Below are 17,076 nucleotides of genomic sequence, written 5' to 3'. Positions count from 1 at the left end.
TACCAACCCCCATCGGGCACGACATTTCGGCAGTTGCGGTGAGCTCAGTCGCCCAACCTGATCGGAGCGAGCTCCTCGAACACGTCGCCGGGTCCGGGATTCTCGGTAGGCGCAGCGCCGCCGAGATGGTTGACGACGCCCCATACCGCGTTGATCGCGGTCTGGATCGCGCCCTCGGCCCAGCCGGCAGTCCACGACACGTCGTCTCCGGCGAGGAAGATTCCCCGATGACGCGGTTCGAGATCATTCTGCACGAAGTGAGAGAACAGGCGCTCCTGGTACCGGTAGTGCCCCGGAAGGTTCGCCTTGAACGCACCCATGAAGTCGCGCTCGGTTTCCCACGACAGCGTCACCGGGCTCGAGATGATGTGGCTGCGGAAGTCCACGCCTGGGTAGATCTCTTCGAGAGAGCGCAGCATGATGTTCATGCGCTCGGTGGCGTCGAGCGCCAGCAGCTTCAGCGAATCGTCCGACCAGGTGTACGACAAGCAGATCAGGCCTGGCTTGCCCTCGCCTTGATCGAGCAGGTAGGTGCCGCGACTCATACGGTCGGTCAGTGTCATCGACACCGAGTCACGGCCGGTCACGGGGTCCTTGTCCTTCCAGAACGGGCGGTCGACGAGAACGAACACCTTGGTCGAACCCATGTAGTGAGTTCGCTCGATCGCAGTCCAGTGGTCGATCGGGAACAGATCGTCGTCACACCTGATGTTGTTCAGCAGCATCCAACTCTGCACTGTCACAACGGCACTCGCATACGTGCGAATGAAACCTTCGGAGTCCGTGACCGTGATGTTGCCGGGCTCGGTACGCCGGAGTTCGGTGACGCGGGGACGCGTCTCGCCGTCGTTGAGCGAAGCGACCGTCGTACCGGCAGGCCAATGCGCCATGTGCTCCGGGGCGCGGTTCCACAACCGCATCGGCAGCTGCTGCGATCCACCGACGATGCCGCGGTGGTCGTCGTCGGCGGCCGTGATGACCACACGAAGGATTTCGAGGATCGAGTTGGGGTAGTCGGTATCCCAACCACCCGTACCGAATCCGACCTGCCCGAACACTTCCCGCATATGGAAGGACTTGAAGTGCTTCGACGCGGCGAGGAATCCGTAGAACGTCTGGTCGTCGTAGCGCACCACGAGGTCGTTCCAGATCCGCTTGATCTCTGCGGTGTCGCGGTCACGAATGGCCTGCTGCAACGGAATCAGATCGGCATGCTCTTCGAGAGTGCGCTGCCAGGCCTGCGCCACCTCGGTGTAGATCGGAGGCAGATCCTCGAGAGTGTGCGCGTAGTGGCTCTCACCCTTGAGATCGATGACCGTGCTCGGCGTGACCTCGGCAAGGGGATTCGGGAACTCCTCGGTCTGCAGACCCAGTTCGTTCAGGTAGTGGAACAACGTCGTCGACGACGGTGGGAAACGCATTGCGCCCATCTCGGCGACAACCCCGGGGTGCCCGTCGAACTCGACCGACCGCATCCGGCCACCGATCTGATCAGCTTCGTAGACAATCGGTTTGAGACCGACCTTGAGCAACTCGTAGGCCGCGATCATGCCGGAGAGTCCACCACCGATCACGGCAACTTCTGTACCCAGTGCCAGATCGGGCACCGAGCCGAGTCCCGCCGGACTGGAAACGTAGTCGTCGTACGGGAACGGAAAATCCGGTCCGAACATCGTGAGGGGCGGCTGCTTGCCGGGTTCCGAGGAACTGTCCGGAGCTACTGGGATGGTCATCTACGGTTCTCCTTGGAGACAGTCGTGACAGAAAGGTCTGGATACAGATCGAGGCGTCGATCGTCGAGATGCGTGTTGAGGGTGCGCGATTGCGAGACGGTGGCGGCGGCGATATCCGCGAAGAGTAATTCCTGGCCGCCCCCGGCCCGCGCCAACTCGGCACCGTCGGGTGCGATGGCGCACGAGAGACCGCAGTAGGTCAGCTCGGTTTCGGCGCCGCAGCGGTTGACGTAGGTGACAAACATCTGACTCTCGTATGCGCGGGCCGGAACCACTTGCTGCGCAATGTGTTCGTACGGAGTCATCAACCCCGTCGGCACGATGAGCCATTCGGTACCGGCGTCGGCATGGGCCCGAACCGCTTCGGGAAATTCCACGTCGTAGCAGATCAACAATCCGCAGCGGATGCCCTCGAAATCGAACCCGACCACCAGGGTCTCACCTGGCCGGAAATGTTCGCGGTCGAGCGTGCCGAACAGGTGTGTCTTGCGGTAGTGCGCAAGCGAAGTGCCGTCGCGGTCCACCACCTGCACGCTGTTGTAGATGTCTCCCCCGTCGAGTTCGGGGTAGCCGTAGACGACGGCGATGCCTGCACTTCGAGCAATCTCGGCGACGGAATCGAAGATCGGGCCGTCGGCCGGTTCCGCGCGCAGCGACACCAGTTCGCCGATGTCGTAGCCGGTTGCGGACATCTCCGGCGTCAGCACGATCTTCGCACCGGATGCCGCAGCCTCGCGGGCAGCGGTGTCGATTGCAGCGAGGTTGAACTCCACCGACGCAAAGGTGTCCGGGGTGGTGAGCGGACCTTGGAACAGGCCAACTCGAACTGAATCGACATGCATGGTGCGCTCCTTCAGGAGTTCCGTGACGCCAATTTTCGACGGTGTGTGTGACGGGGACAACTACCAGCGTGACGGGTGCCGCCAATCATGTCAACTCTTGTTTCCTAAGAATCAACATTCACAGATTCGGGTCTCACGAAGGCGACGCGCGTGGCCCTTCCGGCAATGCCGGATTCAAGACCCACAGAACCTTCGCCAGAGCCGAGCCTTCGGCCTGAAAACTATGGTTGTGCGTCGGCGTGAATGTGAAGGAATCGCCCGCCGCAAGCACGACGTCCTCGGCATCGACGGCCTCACCGTTCGGATCCGTCCGACCGCCCTCGAACGAGACCCGCAAGCCGCCCTCCAGCACGTGCACGAAGTTCACGTCGATCGGCAGACTGTAGAACTCCTGACCACTTCCGCCGCCTGGTTCCAGCTCGCCGAGCAGCACCTGAATTCGACGCTCGTTGGTAGGCGTGAGCAGGTACTCCGTCATCTTTTCGCCGCCGAAGCTGATTTGCGGCATGGCGTCGGCGCGGACTACTTCACCGGCGGACGCATTCTCGAACAGGGATCCGACGGGGATCTCGAGCACCGCGCACACCTTGATCAGGGTCGCCACCGACGCGTTGACGTGATCGCGCTCGAGTTTCGAGAGATACCCCTTGGTCACACCACAGGCCTCGGCCAGGTCGTCGAGGGTCAACCGCTTCGACTGACGTGCCGCCTTGAGCCTCGCCCCGATGCGCGGTCCGACCGGCTCGACCGCTTCCTTCGCCTTGGCCACTGAACCCACTCCTTCACGACCGCCGTGTCCCTTTCAGGAAACAGGGGTTGACAACCGAGCCTCTTGAAGAAACCATACTTGCTCAGAGAGCTACATCACTGAAGGGCGCCCGGTGTGCGCCGAATCGAGAGCAGGGACCTCTGCACATGGCTACCAACAACCCCGGATCGTTCATCGGACCCGTCGACGCCACGCGCGTCCCCCGCTACGCCGAGCCGACCACTTTTGCGCGTCTGCCGCGCCTCGACGAGGTCTCGCGCGCCGACGTGACAATCCTCGGCATCCCCTTCGATTCGGGTGTCAGCTACCGACCCGGCGCTCGGTTCGGTCCGGGGCACATCCGCGCTGCGTCGAAGCTGCTGCGTCCGTACAACCCCGCGCTCAAGGTCTCGCCCTTCGCCAACCAGCAGGTAGCCGATTTCGGCGACATCGGCGTCAACCCCTTCGACATTCAGGAAGCTCTCACGACGGTTCAGTCCGCCGTCACCGACCTGCGCGCCGACGGTTCCTCCGTGCTCACGCTCGGCGGCGACCACACCATCGCACTTCCAATCCTGCGTTCACTGGCCCGCGATCACGGCCCGATCGCCGTCCTGCACTTCGACGCTCACCTCGACACCTGGGACACCTACTTCGGTCAGCCTTTCACCCACGGCACCCCCTTCCGCCGCGCCAGCGAAGAAGGCCTGATCGACATGGAGCGTTCCCAGCACATCGGTATCCGTGGACCGCTCTACAGCGAGAAAGACCTCGAAGACGACCGCGTCCTCGGCTTCCAGGTGATCCGCAGTGACGACTACGAGGTCGACGGCGTCGCCAGCATCGTCGAGCGCATGCGTAAGCGCCTCGACGGTGGCCCGGTGTACGTCTCCGTCGACATCGACGTGCTCGATCCCGCCCACGCTCCGGGTACTGGAACACCCGAAGCGGGCGGCATGACCTCTCGCGAATTGTTGAACACACTGCGCGGGTTGGTGGGACTCAACGTGGTCGGCGCCGACATCGTCGAGGTAGCGCCGGCGTACGACCACGCCGAGATCACCGGTATCGCAGCGGCTCACGTCGCTTACGAGTTGCTGTCGGTGCTCGCACTCAATCGCTGAAGCAGCACAACGGTATCCGTCGTGTGATGCATCTCGGGGTTCGCGGGAAGATCACGTTCCCGCGACTCCGAGACCAACACCTTCCAACCATCGGTGAACAGCGACTCCACGTATTCGGGTGTATGGAGCATGGCCCGATGATGCTCGGTCGGCGACTCGTGTGGCGAGTGGCCCACGATCAGCAAATGCCCGCCGGGCGCGACCAGATCTCCGAGAGCACGGAACAATTCCCCGCGCGCGGGTTCGAGCATGTGGAAGAACTGCGCGGACACCAGATCGAACGATCGACCCTGCGGATCCCACTTCGTCAGGTCGGCTTCCAGCCATTCGATGTCGACGCCCTCGCCCTCGACGTGAGCCTGGGCGCGACTGAGCGCAACCGACGATATGTCGGTGCCTGTGACCTTCCACCCGCGACGTGCCAACCACAAAGCGTCGGCGCCTTCGCCGCAACCGACGTCGAGTGCAGTGCCCGGTTCGAGGTCGGAGGCTTCGGCAATCAACTGTGGGTTGGGATTTCCGCTCCAGCGCGCGGGACGTTCCTCGTACAGCGAGTTCCAGAACTGTGCGTCCGCCTTGGCGTACGGATTCTCGGTGGTTTCAGAGTTTTCGTGGTGATTGTGGTGTTCGTGGCTCATGCACCCAGGATGAACGACCTTCCACAACTCACGCAACCATCTTTGCCGAAACAGCAACTTCTCCATTTCGACGCTCTGCTAACGTCACGCTTCGTGGCAGGTGGATTTCCCGTGTTTCGTCTCTACTGCAACTCAGAGGGCTCACACGTTTTGTGTTGTGCGCATTTCCCCGAGTTCAGCGGTTCGAACGCGGACGAAGAGTTCACCACTCAGCAGAGTTTCGACCGCGCAGTCGAGAAGATGCTGCGCGAGGCGTCCTTCGAACCGACAACCCTGACGTTGGTGGGCGAGCAACAGGGATATCCAGTCGGAGCCCACCTGTTCGATGCGACGGTTCCGCGAACCGGCAGCGTCTCCTTTGCCTTTCAAGAAGCCGGACCGCCGTGGATCGTTCTCGGCCTCGATGTTTCTTCTGAAAAATTCTGGTCCGAGATCGACGAAGACGAAGATCTCCTCGCCCTCGGCCCGATCTCTCCGTTGACGTCGGTCCCTGCCGTTGTACTCACTACAACCGGGTGGCCACAGCGAAATGACCTCGACTCGCTTTGAGCCAGACTGGTTCATCACCCCGGTTCTCGTGAAATCGGACAAAAATCCACCCCTTTTTCGTGAAGATCGACCGAGATGCCCGTCACGTCCTACGCCAAGATTTAGCGGTCACACTCGACCGCGCCCTCTCGAACTTCGCTCGGGCCCTGGCTCCTTCACGGAGGCACAATGAAACACCGCTCTTATCCGGCACTTGCAACGGCCGCGGGGCTCGCACTCGTGTTGTCGGCTTGCAGCTCGGGAGGCACGTCCTCGGGCTCCGACGGCGGTGAACCTCTGACAGACGGAACCTTCCGTTATGCGTTGCAAGCCGATCCGGGTGCACTCAACCCGATCATGTCCGGCTCCGCGGCAACCGCTGACATCTCGAGGCTGGCCTACGACTCCCTGGTCTACCAGGATCCGGACACCAGTGAATTCAAACCGTGGTTGGCAGAGAAATGGGAAGAGACGCCGACCTCCGCATCCTTCACCATCCGCGAGGGAGTGACCTGTACCGACGGGTCGACGCTGAACGCGCAGACCGTCGCGAACAACATCAACTTCGTGGCCGATCCGGCCAACGGTTCACAACAACGCGGCACTACGGTCCCCGTAGGCGCTTCGGCCACTGCCGATCCCGCGACCCGCACCATCACGGTCACCACTCCGGCGCCGAGCCCCTTCCTCCTCCTCACGGTCAGTCGCCTCCCGATCATGTGCGACGCCGGACTCGCGGACCCGACCGCCTCGAACAAGAAGTCTCTCGGTTCCGGGATGTTCGAAGTCACCGAAGTCGCCGCCAACGACCACTACACGTTCGAGCGTCGTGACGGCTACAACTGGGGCCCCGACGACACCACCTCCGACACACCAGGTGTCCCCAAGACCGTCATCGCTGTCATGGCACCCAATGTCAGCACCGCCGCAAACCAGCTTCTCTCCGGCGAACTCAACGCATCTCCGATCGCCGGTCCGGACAAGGACCGGATCGAAGCCGCCAATTTCGCCTCGATCAATCGCCCGATGCCGTCCGGTCAGATGTACTTCAACCAGATCGCGAACAATCCCACCAGCGATCCCGCCGTTCGCAAAGCACTCATCCAGGGAGTCAATCTCGACGATCTGGCAGAAGTTATCACTGCCGGCCAGGGCACCCGCGCAACAAGTCTCGTCGGTGTAGAGCCCCGCGCCTGCGTGTACGACTCCGTCACCGGCAACATTCCGGACTACGACGTCAGCGCAGCGAAGGCAACCTTGGACGCGGCCGGCTGGACCGCCGGGTCGGACGGAAAACGAAGCAAAGACGGAAACCCGTTGACACTCCGCCTCTTCTACGCAGGAGGCGAAGAGGCTCGCAGCGCAGCAGCCGAACTCGCTCAATCTGCATGGTCGGATCTCGGCGCAAACGTCGAGGTAACGGGAGCCGACCAGACCAAAGTTGTCGACGTCATGCTCAGCGGTAAAGACAACAATCAGTGGGACATCGCATGGATCCAGATCAACAATTCGATTCCCAGCGGGTTCACCCCGTTCTTCACCGGACCTGCTCCGGCAGCCGGTAAGAATTTCTCTTCGATCAACAACCCCGCCTACGAAGCAGCGGTGGCCAAGGCTTCCGGGTTGACCGGCGACGCAGCGTGCGCAGAGTGGGCAGACGCCGAGTCGCAGATCACCAAGACGGTGTCCGCGGTGCCGTTCGCGAATACGAACATGAGCTTCTACTTCAACAAGGCCGGGCTCGCATTCGGTAAGTCCTTCATCGGGTCTGCACTGCGTCTCTACCAGTAGTCCGATCGATCGAAACCCCTGTGGCAACGAGATATGTCAGATCAGTGCGATCTGACGTATCTCGTTGCCACACCTATCGTCTCGTTGTCCAGCTCGACGTAGGTCAGCTGAGGAATCGTGGACGCAAGTTCCGTGAAAGACCACTTCGCAACATTCTCGAATGACGGACGGAAATCGAAAATCTCCGGCCAGACACCGCTCGCCAATCGCTCGGCGCACCGATCGACGGACTCGTCCAGAGCGTCCGTGTCGACAAACCATCCACGTTCGCCGAGTTGGTCGTCCTCGAACGAGAACCCGACTCGCATCGTCACGCGAAATCCCTCGGCAGGCATCAGCGGCGGCAAATTCTTTGCGTCCCGCACGGGTGCCGGAAGCCCTTGCCTCACAGCGAATGTACGACGGATCTCGATGCTGAACATGACGACCACGGTATCAATGTTCGTCGAGCACAGTTCTACGAGCGAACGAGCCTCGCAATCGCATCGGTCGCTTCCTTCACCTTTGCCTCCGCCTCGGGACCACCGTCAACGGCAGCTTTGACGACGCAGTGGCTGATGTGGTCCTCGAGCAGCCCCATGGCCACCGCGTGGAGAGCCTTGGTCATCGCCGAAACCTGCGTGAGAATGTCGATGCAGTACTTGTCCTCGTCGACCATGCGCTGCAGGCCGCGGGCTTGACCCTCGATGCGACGCAGGCGCCCTAGGTAGTCGTCCTTGGCGGTGATGTAGCCGTGGGAATCACCCGTGCAGCACACATCGCCGGTCGTATCATTGCCCGGGGCACTGCTTGGAGCGTTGCCCACTTCTGTCGCTTCCGACATTCGATGTCCTCCTGTTCGTCAACGCGTGACTTCGCAACAATTCTCGTTACCGGGGCGATGTGCGGATACTCTTCGACTTCCGTTGTCTTGCAGAGCAATCACTGCGCACATCGCCACGCATTTCGCTACTGCACGAACAGATGGGTGCATGGTGATCGCCCATGCCCGTTTTCCCGTTGCTGCGAAACTCATTCGGTCTCAGTGCCCGTGGTGCGAGTGGCTCGAGTGTTCGGCCCCAGGCGTGGTCGCATTGTCGGCCGTCAGAGTGAATTCCGCCGTACGCACCACTTCGCCATGTTTGAAGTCCAGGAACAACCGGTAGTCCTCAGCGCTCGGCATGTTGGCGTAGAAGGTGATTGCCGGTCCAGCCGGCGTGACACCGTCACCCGGATGACCATCCGGATGCACATGGAGATAGGCGAGGTCGGAGGCACGCAACGCGACCAGATGCCCGTACGCGGCAAGGTAGGGCTGCAAGTCTGTGACTGGGATTCCGTCACGACTGACCGAGAGCGTGAGCTTCGATGTCTGGCCGGCATGGGCCGCGCCTTCGAGAGAGACGGTATAGCCGTCGACCGTCGTGACGGCAGCAGCGGCGGGCAACGGCCGAGGATCATAGGACCCGGCGACGCGTACATCCGCACTCAGCGTCATTCCGTCACCCCCGTCCGGGGTGAAGTCAGCGAAGACTCGGTAGTCTCCCGCGTGATCGAAATCGACTGACACACGCCAGTTTCCGTTCTCGTCTAATTCGGGATGCACGTGTTGGAATCCGGTCAGGTCCAGACCGACCACGATCAGATGCAACTGCTTGTCGTGGGTGTCGGTGTACCTGGTCAACGGAGTTCCAACCGAATCCAGGATCCGGAACTGCAAGGGGACATGGCTGCCGACGGCCGCCTCCGACGTTGCCAATTCCAGTGTGTAGCCGTTGCCGCTGAACATCTTGCCCTCCAAAGTTTGGGTCGGCAGCACTTCCGTTGCCGTCTGCGTCGGGTTCGACACTCCTTGAATTCGAACCTGTTGCAATTTGTACCATACCCCCCTAGGGTATGCAACGAACTACTCGAACACCATGAATTCACTCGAAGGAGATCCGATGCGCATCTACGCAGAGCGCCGGCCGAATGAGTTCCAAGAACAGCATTTCCCCGCGCACCTCAACGAAGCGCTGCGCCGATGTCGCCCAGGCTCGCTTTCGACACCCCCTGACCACACGAGCATCACCTATACCCCGTAGAGGTAAGGAACTCAGAATGTCCACACAACCGAAATCCACCCGTAAGTGGTGGGCGTTGGCGTTGATCGCCGCCGCTCAGTTCATGGTCATCATGGACACCTCGATCATCGGTGTCGCTCTCCCCCAGATGCAGAGCGATCTCGGCTTTTCCCAGGAAGGCCTGACCTGGGTCTTCAATGCGTACGTCATCGCATTCGGCGGGCTACTCCTCCTCGGCGGCCGCCTGTCCGACCTGTTCGGCGCCCGCAGAGTGTTCTCCGCTGGTTGGCTGATCCTGCTGATCGGTTCCGTTGTCGCCGGTGCCGCCGGTAACGTTGCCGTCGAACTTGCGGGCCGCGCCGTTCAGGGTGCCGGTGCCGCACTCATCGCACCATCGGCGCTCACCTTGCTGATGATGCTGTTCGGCAGCACGCAGAAAGAGATGACCAAGGCGCTGTCCATCTACGGCGCTGCCGCCCCGGCAGGCGGTACGGCCGGAGTGTTCCTCGGCGGCGTCATCACCGAATACACCAGCTGGCCTTGGGTGTTTTACCTCAACATTCCCATCGCCGTCATCGCGCTGATCGCTACTCCCCTCCTGATGCCGAACGCACCGGCACGTACCGGGTCGATCGACTTCCTCGGCGCACTCGCTGTCACCGCAGGTCTTGCTGTCGGAGTCTTCGGCATCGTCAGAGCACCTGATGTCGGATGGGGATCCGGGCAGACGTGGCTGGCGCTCGCCGTTTCGGCCGCTCTGTTGGGTGCATTCGTGTTGATCCAGTCCAAGCGTCGGGAACCTCTGGTGCGTCTGGGAATCTTCAAGGCGCCCAACCTCGGTGCCGCGAACATCGCTCAGCTCGTCCTCGGCGCTGCCTGGATACCGATGTGGTTCTTCCTGAACCTGTACCTGCAGCAAGTGCTCGGATACAGCGCCTTCCCGGCCGGTGCGGCGCTGCTGCCGATGACGATCTTCGTCATGCTCGGCATGGTCGTCGTGGCACCACGGGCCATGGCACGCTTCGGTGCAAAAGCGATGATCGTGACCGGATTGCTGGTACTGGGAATCGGTTTGGGTTGGATGTCGTTGATCCGGCCCACCGGCAACTTCTGGGTCGACGTACTGCCGGCGTCGCTCGTGGCTGCGGCAGGTATGACGCTGGCGTTCATTCCCTCACTCGGTACGGCGATTTCGGCTGCACGCCCGGAAGAGGGCGGATTGGCTTCCGGCATCGTCAACGTCAGCTACCAGGTCGGCTCGGCTGTCGGCCTCGCGGTGATGACCGCGATCGCAGCAGTGTTCGGCGCTGATCAACTCGGTGACCTGACGGAGTTGACGAACGGTTTCTCCGCCGTGTTCCTGGGAGCAGCCGCCATCGCAGTGGTGGGCGCAGCAATCACCGCGGTCGTGATGCGGTCGACCAAGGTCGACGATCCTCGAACCGTTCAATCCACCGTCAATTCTTGACCAACTCCGGTGGTGGGTTCGGCCGGCTGTCACCAGCCGAACCCACCACCGGCGGAACCACTTAGGACTCGTTATGTCGCGCCTTGCATCTCTCACACCCGCCACCGCTGTCGGTGCATCTAAAGACCTTCTCGCCGAACTCGTCAACCGTCATGGACAGGTCGGTGACATGGTCGCGGCGATGGCTCATTCGCCCGCCGTACTGGGTGGCTATCTGCAACTCAGCCGGGCAATGAAGCGAGCGAAACTGAGCCGCAAGATCACCGAGCGAATCTCGATCGCCGTGCAGGTCCAGCAAGGTTGCGCTGTTTGCCTCGAAGCCCACGTTGCCGCCGCGCACGCCAACGGCGTCGAGGCGGACGAGATCGAGCGTGCCCGCGCGGGCACGTCCGCCGATCCTGCCATCGCGGCAATGATCGACCTCGGACTTCGCGTCTATCGGGAGCCTGCCTCGATTTCAGACGAACACATCGCTGGCCTTCGAGCGCACGGCTACGGTGATCGCGAGATCGCTGACGTCGTCGGAATCGTCGCCCTCAATGTCCTGACCGGAGCTTTCAATCTTGTCGCGGGAGTGAAACCAGATGAACCGGACCGCTAGGACCGCACCGGAACGGAACAGCATGCGTCTGTTCTTGATTCGCGACTATCGCCTGCTCTTCAGCGCCCAGATCATCGCGCTGTTCGGCACCGGATTGGCGACGGTTGCGCTGGGTCTACTCGCCTACGAACTCGCTGGGCCGAGCGCCGGAGCTGTGCTGGCCACCGCGCTGACGATCAAGATGTCCCTGTACGTCGTGATCGCTCCACTCGCGGCGGCGTACGTCGACCGGTTGCCGAGACGGGCTTTCCTCGTTGCCCTCGACGCCCTTCGTGCAGCGGTCGTGATCGCATTGCCCTTCGTCAGCGAGATCTGGCACATCTACGTGCTGGTAGGCGTTCTCCAAGCTGCGTCGGCAGCGTTCACTCCCACGTTCCAAGCGGTCATTCCTGACATCGTGACCGACGAGGCCGATTTCACCCGCGCACTGTCGGCATCGCAGGTCGCTTACACTATGGAAAGCCTGCTCAGCCCTGTTCTTGCCGCAGTCGCACTGTCCTTCATGACATTCAACCTGTTGTTCGTCGCCACCTCCGTGGGCTTTGCGGTCTCGGCACTGCTCGTGCTGGCCACCCGAATCCCCAACGCTCGCCGGAGTACTCACCGCAAGGCGTGGGATCGGATCGCGTCGGGGGTGCGAATCTTCGTGACCACACCGCGACTGCGCGGCATCATGGCACTCAATCTCGTGGTGGCAGCAGCCGGTTCGATCGTCGTGGTCAACACCGTCAACTACGTCCGCGACGAGCTCGGTGGAACCCAATCCGACGTGGCGTGGATGCTTGCCGCGTCAGGCACCGGCACGTTGGTGACCGCGCTGCTTCTTCCACGCGTTCTCGACAGAACCGCTGAACGCACTGTGATGACAGCAGGTTCCGTTGTCCTGGTCGTCAGTGCCAGCGCGGCAGCCGCCCTCGCCGTGGCCGGTGTATTCACGTGGATGCTCACTGCCGCAGTGTGGGCACTCGTCGGCGCCGGGATGGCCATGATCGTCACGCCGACCGGAAAAGTACTTCGGCGCTCCGTCGAGCCCGCAGGTATACCGGAGGTATTCGCAGCCCAGTTCTCCCTGTCGCACCTTGCCTGGCTTGTCACCTATCCGATCGCCGGATGGGTTGGTTCGAGCGCGGGATTTGCGGTCACCTGGAGCATCCTTGCAGCGCTTGCCGCAGTGGGAGCCGTTGCAGGATTTGCACTTTGGCCTCGGGAGACAGTTGCTGAATTGCCCGGACAAGCGACGTACGAAACCACGCGAGGCGAATGCACCTTGGCGGCCACCCAGTGCGCGTGCGCTCGCACCGTCTGATGTCGACGGTCTGCCCGAACCCCGATTGGGCCTCAACGAAAGTGGTGGTGCAGCCATCGCCTGCACCACCACTTTTCGCTCAGCTCACGTCAGCGTACTTCCGCGGATTTGCGTCGAATCGAGGACCACAACCCTTGCAGCAAAACCAGTACCGATTACCTTCGTAGTCACGGAACAGGCCTTCCGCTTCGGCACGCGCCTTTTCGATCACACTGCCGGGCATGACCCGACATTCGACGAGTTCACTGCTGCCAGAGTTGAGTAGGTCTTTCCCACCGGTCGGCATCGCCGTACCGACAGTGCCTACAGCGCCATTGGCGTCGGCCTTCGGGGTATTTCCACAGCCACAACTACTCATTGGGATTCCTGTTCTTTTGCTGGACGGATGTGGCCCGGAAAGCGAGCCCGACACAACCACCAATATACCCCCTATAGGTATACTGAAGATAACTTGAAGGTCTGCGCGTACAGCACCTCGACACATAAACCATTGCAGGAGAACGAATAATGCGTCCTCAGCCTCGGATCACCTGCAGCATCATGACACAAGAAGCATCATACCTACTGGGGGTATAGGGTAGGTCTGGCATCGACCATCCATGTCCGCGAGGTCGTCGACGAAGAGGCGCAATGAAGAACTGGAAAGCAATCGGCAGCAGCCGATTCGCCGTAGTTGGAGCTTTGCTGTTGGTCGGCGCGCTCTGGGGAAGCTCGTTCCCCCTCGTTGCTGTGGCAGCACCAACACTCGGCGCCGTCGGCACGACGCACGGCCGCTTCATTGTTGCAGCGCTGGTTCTCGCACTGATAACGGCTTCCAGCAGATCGACCTGGCGCGCGGTCGGTCACCGGTTTCCTGCATTCCTACTGCTGGCAGCCCTCAACGTCGCTGGGCCCCTGACGCTTGTCGCAACTGCGATCGTCGGCCTCAACTCGTCGACGGCGTCGATCCTGAATGCCACGACGCCGATGTTCACCGTATTCGTCGCCGCTTTCTGGCTTCGACAAAAGATCACCTGGCGAAAACTCTCGGGGGTCGCGATCGGCATCGTCGGCGTCTCGGTGCTCGTCGGTGGAATTCCTTCAGCGATCGACAGTCGCGCAATGCTGGCCATTGGCGCATCTTTGACCGCGGCGCTGCTGTACGCAGTCGGAGGTGTTTACGCACGAAAGTCGTTCCAGGACACTCCACCGATGACACTGGCCCTCGGACAACAACTTGCCGCGGTTGCCCTATTGGTTCCCGTGTCCGCCGTCGCTCCCCCACCGGGGCCCATAACCGTCGGTCCACTCATCGCCGTGGCGGCCCTGGGGCTGGGGGCTACCGCCGGTGGCTACCTGGTCTACTTCTGGATAATTCGTCAGGCGGGTCCAGTCGCGGCATCGGCCGTCACTCTTCTCGTTCCGATTTCGGCATCAGCCATCGGAGTGCTGTGGTTGAACGAGCCTGTCACCTTCGCGCTCGTTGGCGGTCTTGTCATCATTCTTGCCGGAGTGGGCTTGCTCCTGGATCTTCCGCCGACGCGAGATCCATTGCGCAGGGTTGCCCCGGGGCGGGCGGCTAGCGCGGACAAACGGCCGGTCAGCGGCTGATCGGAGCCGTCCAAAGTCCGACCAGCGCGTCGACGAGGTCGGTCGTGAAGTCCTCCCATGACGTGACCGCTTCCGGCCCCTCTTCGGCAAGCGTGCGCTCACGTTCGGCGAACATGTGCACGATCGCATTGCGTCCGATGTCCGCGCGGGCGCGTCGAACACTCATCGGCATGTCGGCCAGACAGTCAGAGAGTCCCCGAAGCGTCTCCTGCAGGGTGGGCGAGGCCAATACCTCGCCGTAGACGATTTTCCGCAGGACCGGGTCGGTGAGAATCTGTGCACTGAACCGCGCGTACCAAGTCGGGCCACCCATTTCGGCGTAGTGATCGGTCGACGCCCGAACCAGACACGAAATCCAGTCACGAACGTTTGTGGACCCTTCGATCTCACACAGCAGTTCGCCACGCTTCTTCTCGACCTGCTGGGAATGCTTGTTCACGATCGCGCGGACCAGATCGGTCTTGGTCCCGAAGTGGTATCCGACGGCTGCATTGTTGCCCTGACCTGCCGCTTCACTCACCTGGCGGTTCGAAACCGCGAAGACTCCGTGCTCGGCGAACAGCTGCTCGGCGACGGCGAGAATGCGGTCTCGGGTTGCAGCAGAGCGCGCGGAATTTGCGGCGCCGCCGACGTCGGCCGACGCGTCCTCAGTCCTCGTAATCATGGACACCATCATCCTCGACCATCCGAAGCTGCTCGGCACCGGAGATATTCGTCACGATCGGAGGCGCACCCTTCCGTTAAGTCAGTCACTTGATTTAACTTTAGTTCAATCAACTGACTTAAACCATTATTCGTTCTTCCTCCGATGGAGTTACCGCAATGTCGTCAACCACTTCTCCACCACCGACAACGCCGCCACAGACAACGAAGTCGCCAGCCACCACCGCAGTGGTGGCTGTTCTGGCGTTTTCCGGCATCGTCGTCTCGCTCATGCAGACGCTGGTCATCCCGATCATCCCGCATCTGCCCGAGTACCTGAACGCGCCGGCGTCCGATACCGCGTGGGCTGTGACCGCCACGCTGCTCGCCGCCGCCGTCGCCGTCCCGACCATGGGCCGCTTGGGCGACATGTTCGGCAAACGCCGTCTGCTCCTGATCAGCATGGCGCTGTTGGTCACCGGTTCGGTGGTCGGAGCCCTCAGTTCGAGCGTTATCCCCCTCGTTGCCGGCCGAATCCTGCAAGGCCTTGCTGCCGGCGTCATTCCGCTGGGTATCAGTGTGATGCGCGATGTACTTCCGCCCAAGAAGCTCGCCGGCGCTGTTGCGATGATGAGCGCTTCGCTGGGAGTCGGTGGCGCTCTGGGGCTTCCGATCGCGGCTTTGATCGCCGAGTACGCCGACTGGCACGTCCTGTTCTGGGCGTCAGCCGTGCTCGGCGCGCTTGCGGCCGTTCTTGTTGTCGTCCTGGTCCCCGAATCGGCGGTTCGCACAGGAGGCACGTTCGATTTCGGCGGGGCAATCTCACTCTCAGCCGCCCTCATCGCTCTGCTACTCGCAATTTCCAAGGGTGGCGACTGGGGTTGGACGAGCACGCTCACGCTTTCCCTGTTCGGCGCCGCGATCCTGATATTCGGATTCTGGGCATGGTGGGAACTACGCACCCCCAAGCCGCTGGTGGATCTACGCGTATCCATCCGCCGCCAGGTGCTCTTCACCAACCTCGCATCCATCGTGTTCGGATTCGCGATGTTCGCCGCCAGCATGGTCTTTCCCCAGGTAGTCCAGCTGCCTGAAATCACTGGTTACGGCCTCGGCGGTTCGATGCTCACCGCAGGTCTGGTCATGGCTCCCTCCGGCATCATCATGATGCTGATCTCTCCGCTGTCCTCACGCATCACCAATTCGCACGGCCCCAAAGTGACGCTCATGCTCGGCGCCATTGTGGTCGCAATCGGTTACGGCATCGGCATTTTCGCCATGCACTCGATTTGGGAACTGATCGTGATCGCAGTAATCATCGGCGCCGGTACCGGTATGGCTTACGGCGCAATGCCCGCTCTCATCATGGGGGCTGTTCCTCCGTCCGAGACCGGAGCGGCCAACAGCTTCAACACTCTGATGCGCTCCCTCGGTACATCATTCGCCAGCGCCATCGCGGGTGTCGTCATCGCCCAGATGACCATGTCCGTCGGTGGGGCAACGCTGCCGTCGGAGAACGCTTTCCGCGTCGTCATGGCCCTCGCTGCCGGATCCGCCGTCATCGCACTCGTCCTGGCCGGTTTCCTCCCTCGGTTCGACGGCTCCAACTCCCGCAAGGAGATTGGTAGCCAGCACACCGATACGTCCCCGACCACGTCGAAGGAATCCGTCCCGACGCACTGAGCAAGTGCGCAACACACACAGCACGGCCCCGGCGGAGTCCAACTCCGCCGGGGCCGACGCGTTTCACACATTTTGCGGTTGATACACCTGCAGACGACCGTTTCGTGACATGCTCCGTTGAGATGGGTGCTCGTTCGATACTCGGGGAAAGGATGCCGCGATCGCCGCTCCTCGTGCTGACGTCGCCCTTGCCGTCGCCGCTGCTGCCGTCCTGGGCATAGGCGTCGGTGTTCTTCTTGCCGATGTCGTCGCCGGCCTGGCTGCAGGTGCCGGTGCTGCAGTGGTATTTCGGTTTGCACTTCGGATGATCAATACCCGAAAGTGAGCGTTTGCCGAGGGT

Annotated in this window: 17 protein-coding genes; 8 read left to right on the top strand and 9 right to left on the bottom strand. The window is 61.7% G+C overall.

Features of this window, described 5'->3' with window-relative positions:
* Nucleotides 1-44: 44 nt before the first annotated feature.
* The 3 genes from H7C86_RS21445 to H7C86_RS21435 form a co-directional block, all read right to left on the bottom strand.
* On the bottom strand, nt 45-1,733 hold the full coding sequence (locus tag H7C86_RS21445; RefSeq protein WP_020906039.1) for an NAD(P)/FAD-dependent oxidoreductase: 1,689 nt from the start codon (nt 1,731-1,733) through the stop codon (nt 45-47).
* Nucleotides 1,730-2,575 carry a carbon-nitrogen hydrolase family protein gene (locus H7C86_RS21440; RefSeq protein WP_092765463.1) on the bottom strand — a complete coding sequence of 282 codons (846 nt, stop codon included), beginning with the start codon at nt 2,573-2,575 and terminating at the stop codon, nt 1,730-1,732. Before H7C86_RS21440 ends, H7C86_RS21445 begins: the two co-directional genes overlap by 4 nt.
* A 133-nt stretch (nt 2,576-2,708) precedes the next feature.
* Entirely contained in the window at nt 2,709-3,344 is a 636-nt protein-coding gene (locus H7C86_RS21435; protein ID WP_092765464.1) for a helix-turn-helix domain-containing protein, read from the bottom strand.
* A 146-nt stretch (nt 3,345-3,490) separates the two neighbouring features.
* On the opposite strand from H7C86_RS21435, the gene speB reads away from it, so the two are divergent.
* Nucleotides 3,491-4,447, top strand: coding sequence for an agmatinase (gene speB / locus H7C86_RS21430; protein WP_003941134.1), 957 nt, complete (start codon nt 3,491-3,493; stop codon nt 4,445-4,447).
* Here the strand turns inward: speB and H7C86_RS21425 are convergent.
* Nucleotides 4,411-5,085 (bottom strand): bifunctional 2-polyprenyl-6-hydroxyphenol methylase/3-demethylubiquinol 3-O-methyltransferase UbiG, encoded by a 675-nt coding sequence (locus H7C86_RS21425; protein ID WP_020968309.1) that lies wholly within the window; start codon nt 5,083-5,085, stop codon nt 4,411-4,413. The genes speB and H7C86_RS21425 overlap by 37 nt on opposite strands.
* A gap of 111 nt (nt 5,086-5,196) precedes the next feature.
* Between H7C86_RS21425 and H7C86_RS21420 the strand changes: the two genes are divergently transcribed.
* Both H7C86_RS21420 and H7C86_RS21415 read left to right on the top strand, forming a co-directional pair.
* Nucleotides 5,197-5,634 (top strand): hypothetical protein, encoded by a 438-nt coding sequence (locus tag H7C86_RS21420; protein ID WP_069147328.1) that lies wholly within the window; start codon nt 5,197-5,199, stop codon nt 5,632-5,634.
* Nucleotides 5,635-5,802: 168 nt separating this feature from the next.
* Nucleotides 5,803-7,404 carry an ABC transporter substrate-binding protein gene (locus tag H7C86_RS21415; RefSeq protein WP_029254380.1) on the top strand — a complete coding sequence of 534 codons (1,602 nt, stop codon included), beginning with the start codon at nt 5,803-5,805 and terminating at the stop codon, nt 7,402-7,404.
* 41 nt (nt 7,405-7,445) lie between these two features.
* On the opposite strand, the gene H7C86_RS21410 is transcribed toward H7C86_RS21415, so the two are convergent.
* The 3 genes from H7C86_RS21410 to H7C86_RS21400 all read right to left on the bottom strand — a co-directional run bounded on the left by H7C86_RS21410 (nt 7,446) and on the right by H7C86_RS21400 (nt 9,232).
* Complete coding sequence (locus tag H7C86_RS21410) at nt 7,446-7,826, bottom strand: 6-carboxytetrahydropterin synthase (RefSeq protein WP_029254379.1); 381 nt, start codon at nt 7,824-7,826, stop codon at nt 7,446-7,448.
* A gap of 35 nt (nt 7,827-7,861) precedes the next feature.
* Nucleotides 7,862-8,227, bottom strand: a complete 366-nt coding sequence (locus H7C86_RS21405) for a metal-sensitive transcriptional regulator (RefSeq protein WP_020968305.1) — start codon at nt 8,225-8,227, stop codon at nt 7,862-7,864.
* Nucleotides 8,228-8,425: 198 nt separating this feature from the next.
* Complete coding sequence (locus H7C86_RS21400; RefSeq protein WP_024487558.1) at nt 8,426-9,232, bottom strand: hypothetical protein; 807 nt, start codon at nt 9,230-9,232, stop codon at nt 8,426-8,428.
* Nucleotides 9,233-9,483: 251 nt separating this feature from the next.
* Between H7C86_RS21400 and H7C86_RS21395 the strand changes: the two genes are divergently transcribed.
* The 3 genes from H7C86_RS21395 to H7C86_RS21385 all read left to right on the top strand — a co-directional run bounded on the left by H7C86_RS21395 (nt 9,484) and on the right by H7C86_RS21385 (nt 12,821).
* On the top strand, nt 9,484-10,914 hold the full coding sequence (locus H7C86_RS21395; protein ID WP_020968303.1) for an MFS transporter: 1,431 nt from the start codon (nt 9,484-9,486) through the stop codon (nt 10,912-10,914).
* Nucleotides 10,915-10,987: 73 nt separating this feature from the next.
* A complete protein-coding gene (locus H7C86_RS21390; protein WP_021333740.1) occupies nt 10,988-11,515 on the top strand; it encodes a carboxymuconolactone decarboxylase family protein in 528 nt (175 codons plus the stop codon).
* Complete coding sequence (locus H7C86_RS21385; protein ID WP_019746698.1) at nt 11,499-12,821, top strand: MFS transporter; 1,323 nt, start codon at nt 11,499-11,501, stop codon at nt 12,819-12,821. The genes H7C86_RS21390 and H7C86_RS21385 overlap by 17 nt, the downstream gene beginning before the upstream one ends.
* Before the next feature lie 79 nt (nt 12,822-12,900).
* Here the strand turns inward: H7C86_RS21385 and H7C86_RS21380 are convergent, their stop codons facing one another.
* Nucleotides 12,901-13,179: a YHS domain-containing protein gene (locus tag H7C86_RS21380; protein WP_020968300.1), complete on the bottom strand. Its 279-nt coding sequence runs from the start codon at nt 13,177-13,179 to the stop codon at nt 12,901-12,903.
* 272 nt (nt 13,180-13,451) lie between these two features.
* On the opposite strand from H7C86_RS21380, the gene H7C86_RS21375 reads away from it, so the two are divergent.
* A complete protein-coding gene (locus tag H7C86_RS21375; RefSeq protein WP_030534848.1) occupies nt 13,452-14,411 on the top strand; it encodes a DMT family transporter in 960 nt (319 codons plus the stop codon).
* Here H7C86_RS21375 and H7C86_RS21370 read toward each other — a convergent pair.
* Nucleotides 14,401-15,075: a TetR/AcrR family transcriptional regulator gene (locus H7C86_RS21370; protein ID WP_182262198.1), complete on the bottom strand. Its 675-nt coding sequence runs from the start codon at nt 15,073-15,075 to the stop codon at nt 14,401-14,403. The genes H7C86_RS21375 and H7C86_RS21370 overlap by 11 nt on opposite strands.
* 158 nt (nt 15,076-15,233) lie before the next feature.
* Here H7C86_RS21370 and H7C86_RS21365 point away from each other — a divergent pair, with 158 nt between their 5' ends.
* On the top strand, nt 15,234-16,736 hold the full coding sequence (locus H7C86_RS21365) for an MFS transporter (protein ID WP_182262197.1): 1,503 nt from the start codon (nt 15,234-15,236) through the stop codon (nt 16,734-16,736).
* Nucleotides 16,737-17,076 lie beyond the last annotated feature (340 nt).

This window comes from Rhodococcus sp. UFZ-B548 (assembly GCF_903819475.1).
GTDB lineage: Bacteria > Actinomycetota > Actinomycetes > Mycobacteriales > Mycobacteriaceae > Rhodococcus_F > Rhodococcus_F erythropolis.
The sequence above is the reverse complement of the archived record's forward strand: the minus strand, read 5'-3'. Positions and strand labels throughout refer to the sequence as shown.

Coding starts and splice junctions, on each gene's coding strand:
- H7C86_RS21445 (WP_020906039.1), bottom strand. CDS start 1,733: ATGACCATCCCAGTAGCTCCGGACAGTTCCTCGGAACCCGGCAAGCAG.
- H7C86_RS21440 (WP_092765463.1), bottom strand. CDS start 2,575: ATGCATGTCGATTCAGTTCGAGTTGGCCTGTTCCAAGGTCCGCTCACC.
- speB (WP_003941134.1), top strand. CDS start 3,491: ATGGCTACCAACAACCCCGGATCGTTCATCGGACCCGTCGACGCCACG.
- H7C86_RS21425 (WP_020968309.1), bottom strand. CDS start 5,085: ATGAGCCACGAACACCACAATCACCACGAAAACTCTGAAACCACCGAG.
- H7C86_RS21415 (WP_029254380.1), top strand. CDS start 5,803: ATGAAACACCGCTCTTATCCGGCACTTGCAACGGCCGCGGGGCTCGCA.
- H7C86_RS21410 (WP_029254379.1), bottom strand. CDS start 7,826: ATGTTCAGCATCGAGATCCGTCGTACATTCGCTGTGAGGCAAGGGCTT.
- H7C86_RS21405 (WP_020968305.1), bottom strand. CDS start 8,227: ATGTCGGAAGCGACAGAAGTGGGCAACGCTCCAAGCAGTGCCCCGGGC.
- H7C86_RS21395 (WP_020968303.1), top strand. CDS start 9,484: ATGTCCACACAACCGAAATCCACCCGTAAGTGGTGGGCGTTGGCGTTG.
- H7C86_RS21390 (WP_021333740.1), top strand. CDS start 10,988: ATGTCGCGCCTTGCATCTCTCACACCCGCCACCGCTGTCGGTGCATCT.
- H7C86_RS21385 (WP_019746698.1), top strand. CDS start 11,499: ATGAACCGGACCGCTAGGACCGCACCGGAACGGAACAGCATGCGTCTG.
- H7C86_RS21380 (WP_020968300.1), bottom strand. CDS start 13,179: ATGAGTAGTTGTGGCTGTGGAAATACCCCGAAGGCCGACGCCAATGGC.
- H7C86_RS21375 (WP_030534848.1), top strand. CDS start 13,452: ATGAAGAACTGGAAAGCAATCGGCAGCAGCCGATTCGCCGTAGTTGGA.
- H7C86_RS21370 (WP_182262198.1), bottom strand. CDS start 15,075: ATGATTACGAGGACTGAGGACGCGTCGGCCGACGTCGGCGGCGCCGCA.
- H7C86_RS21365 (WP_182262197.1), top strand. CDS start 15,234: ATGTCGTCAACCACTTCTCCACCACCGACAACGCCGCCACAGACAACG.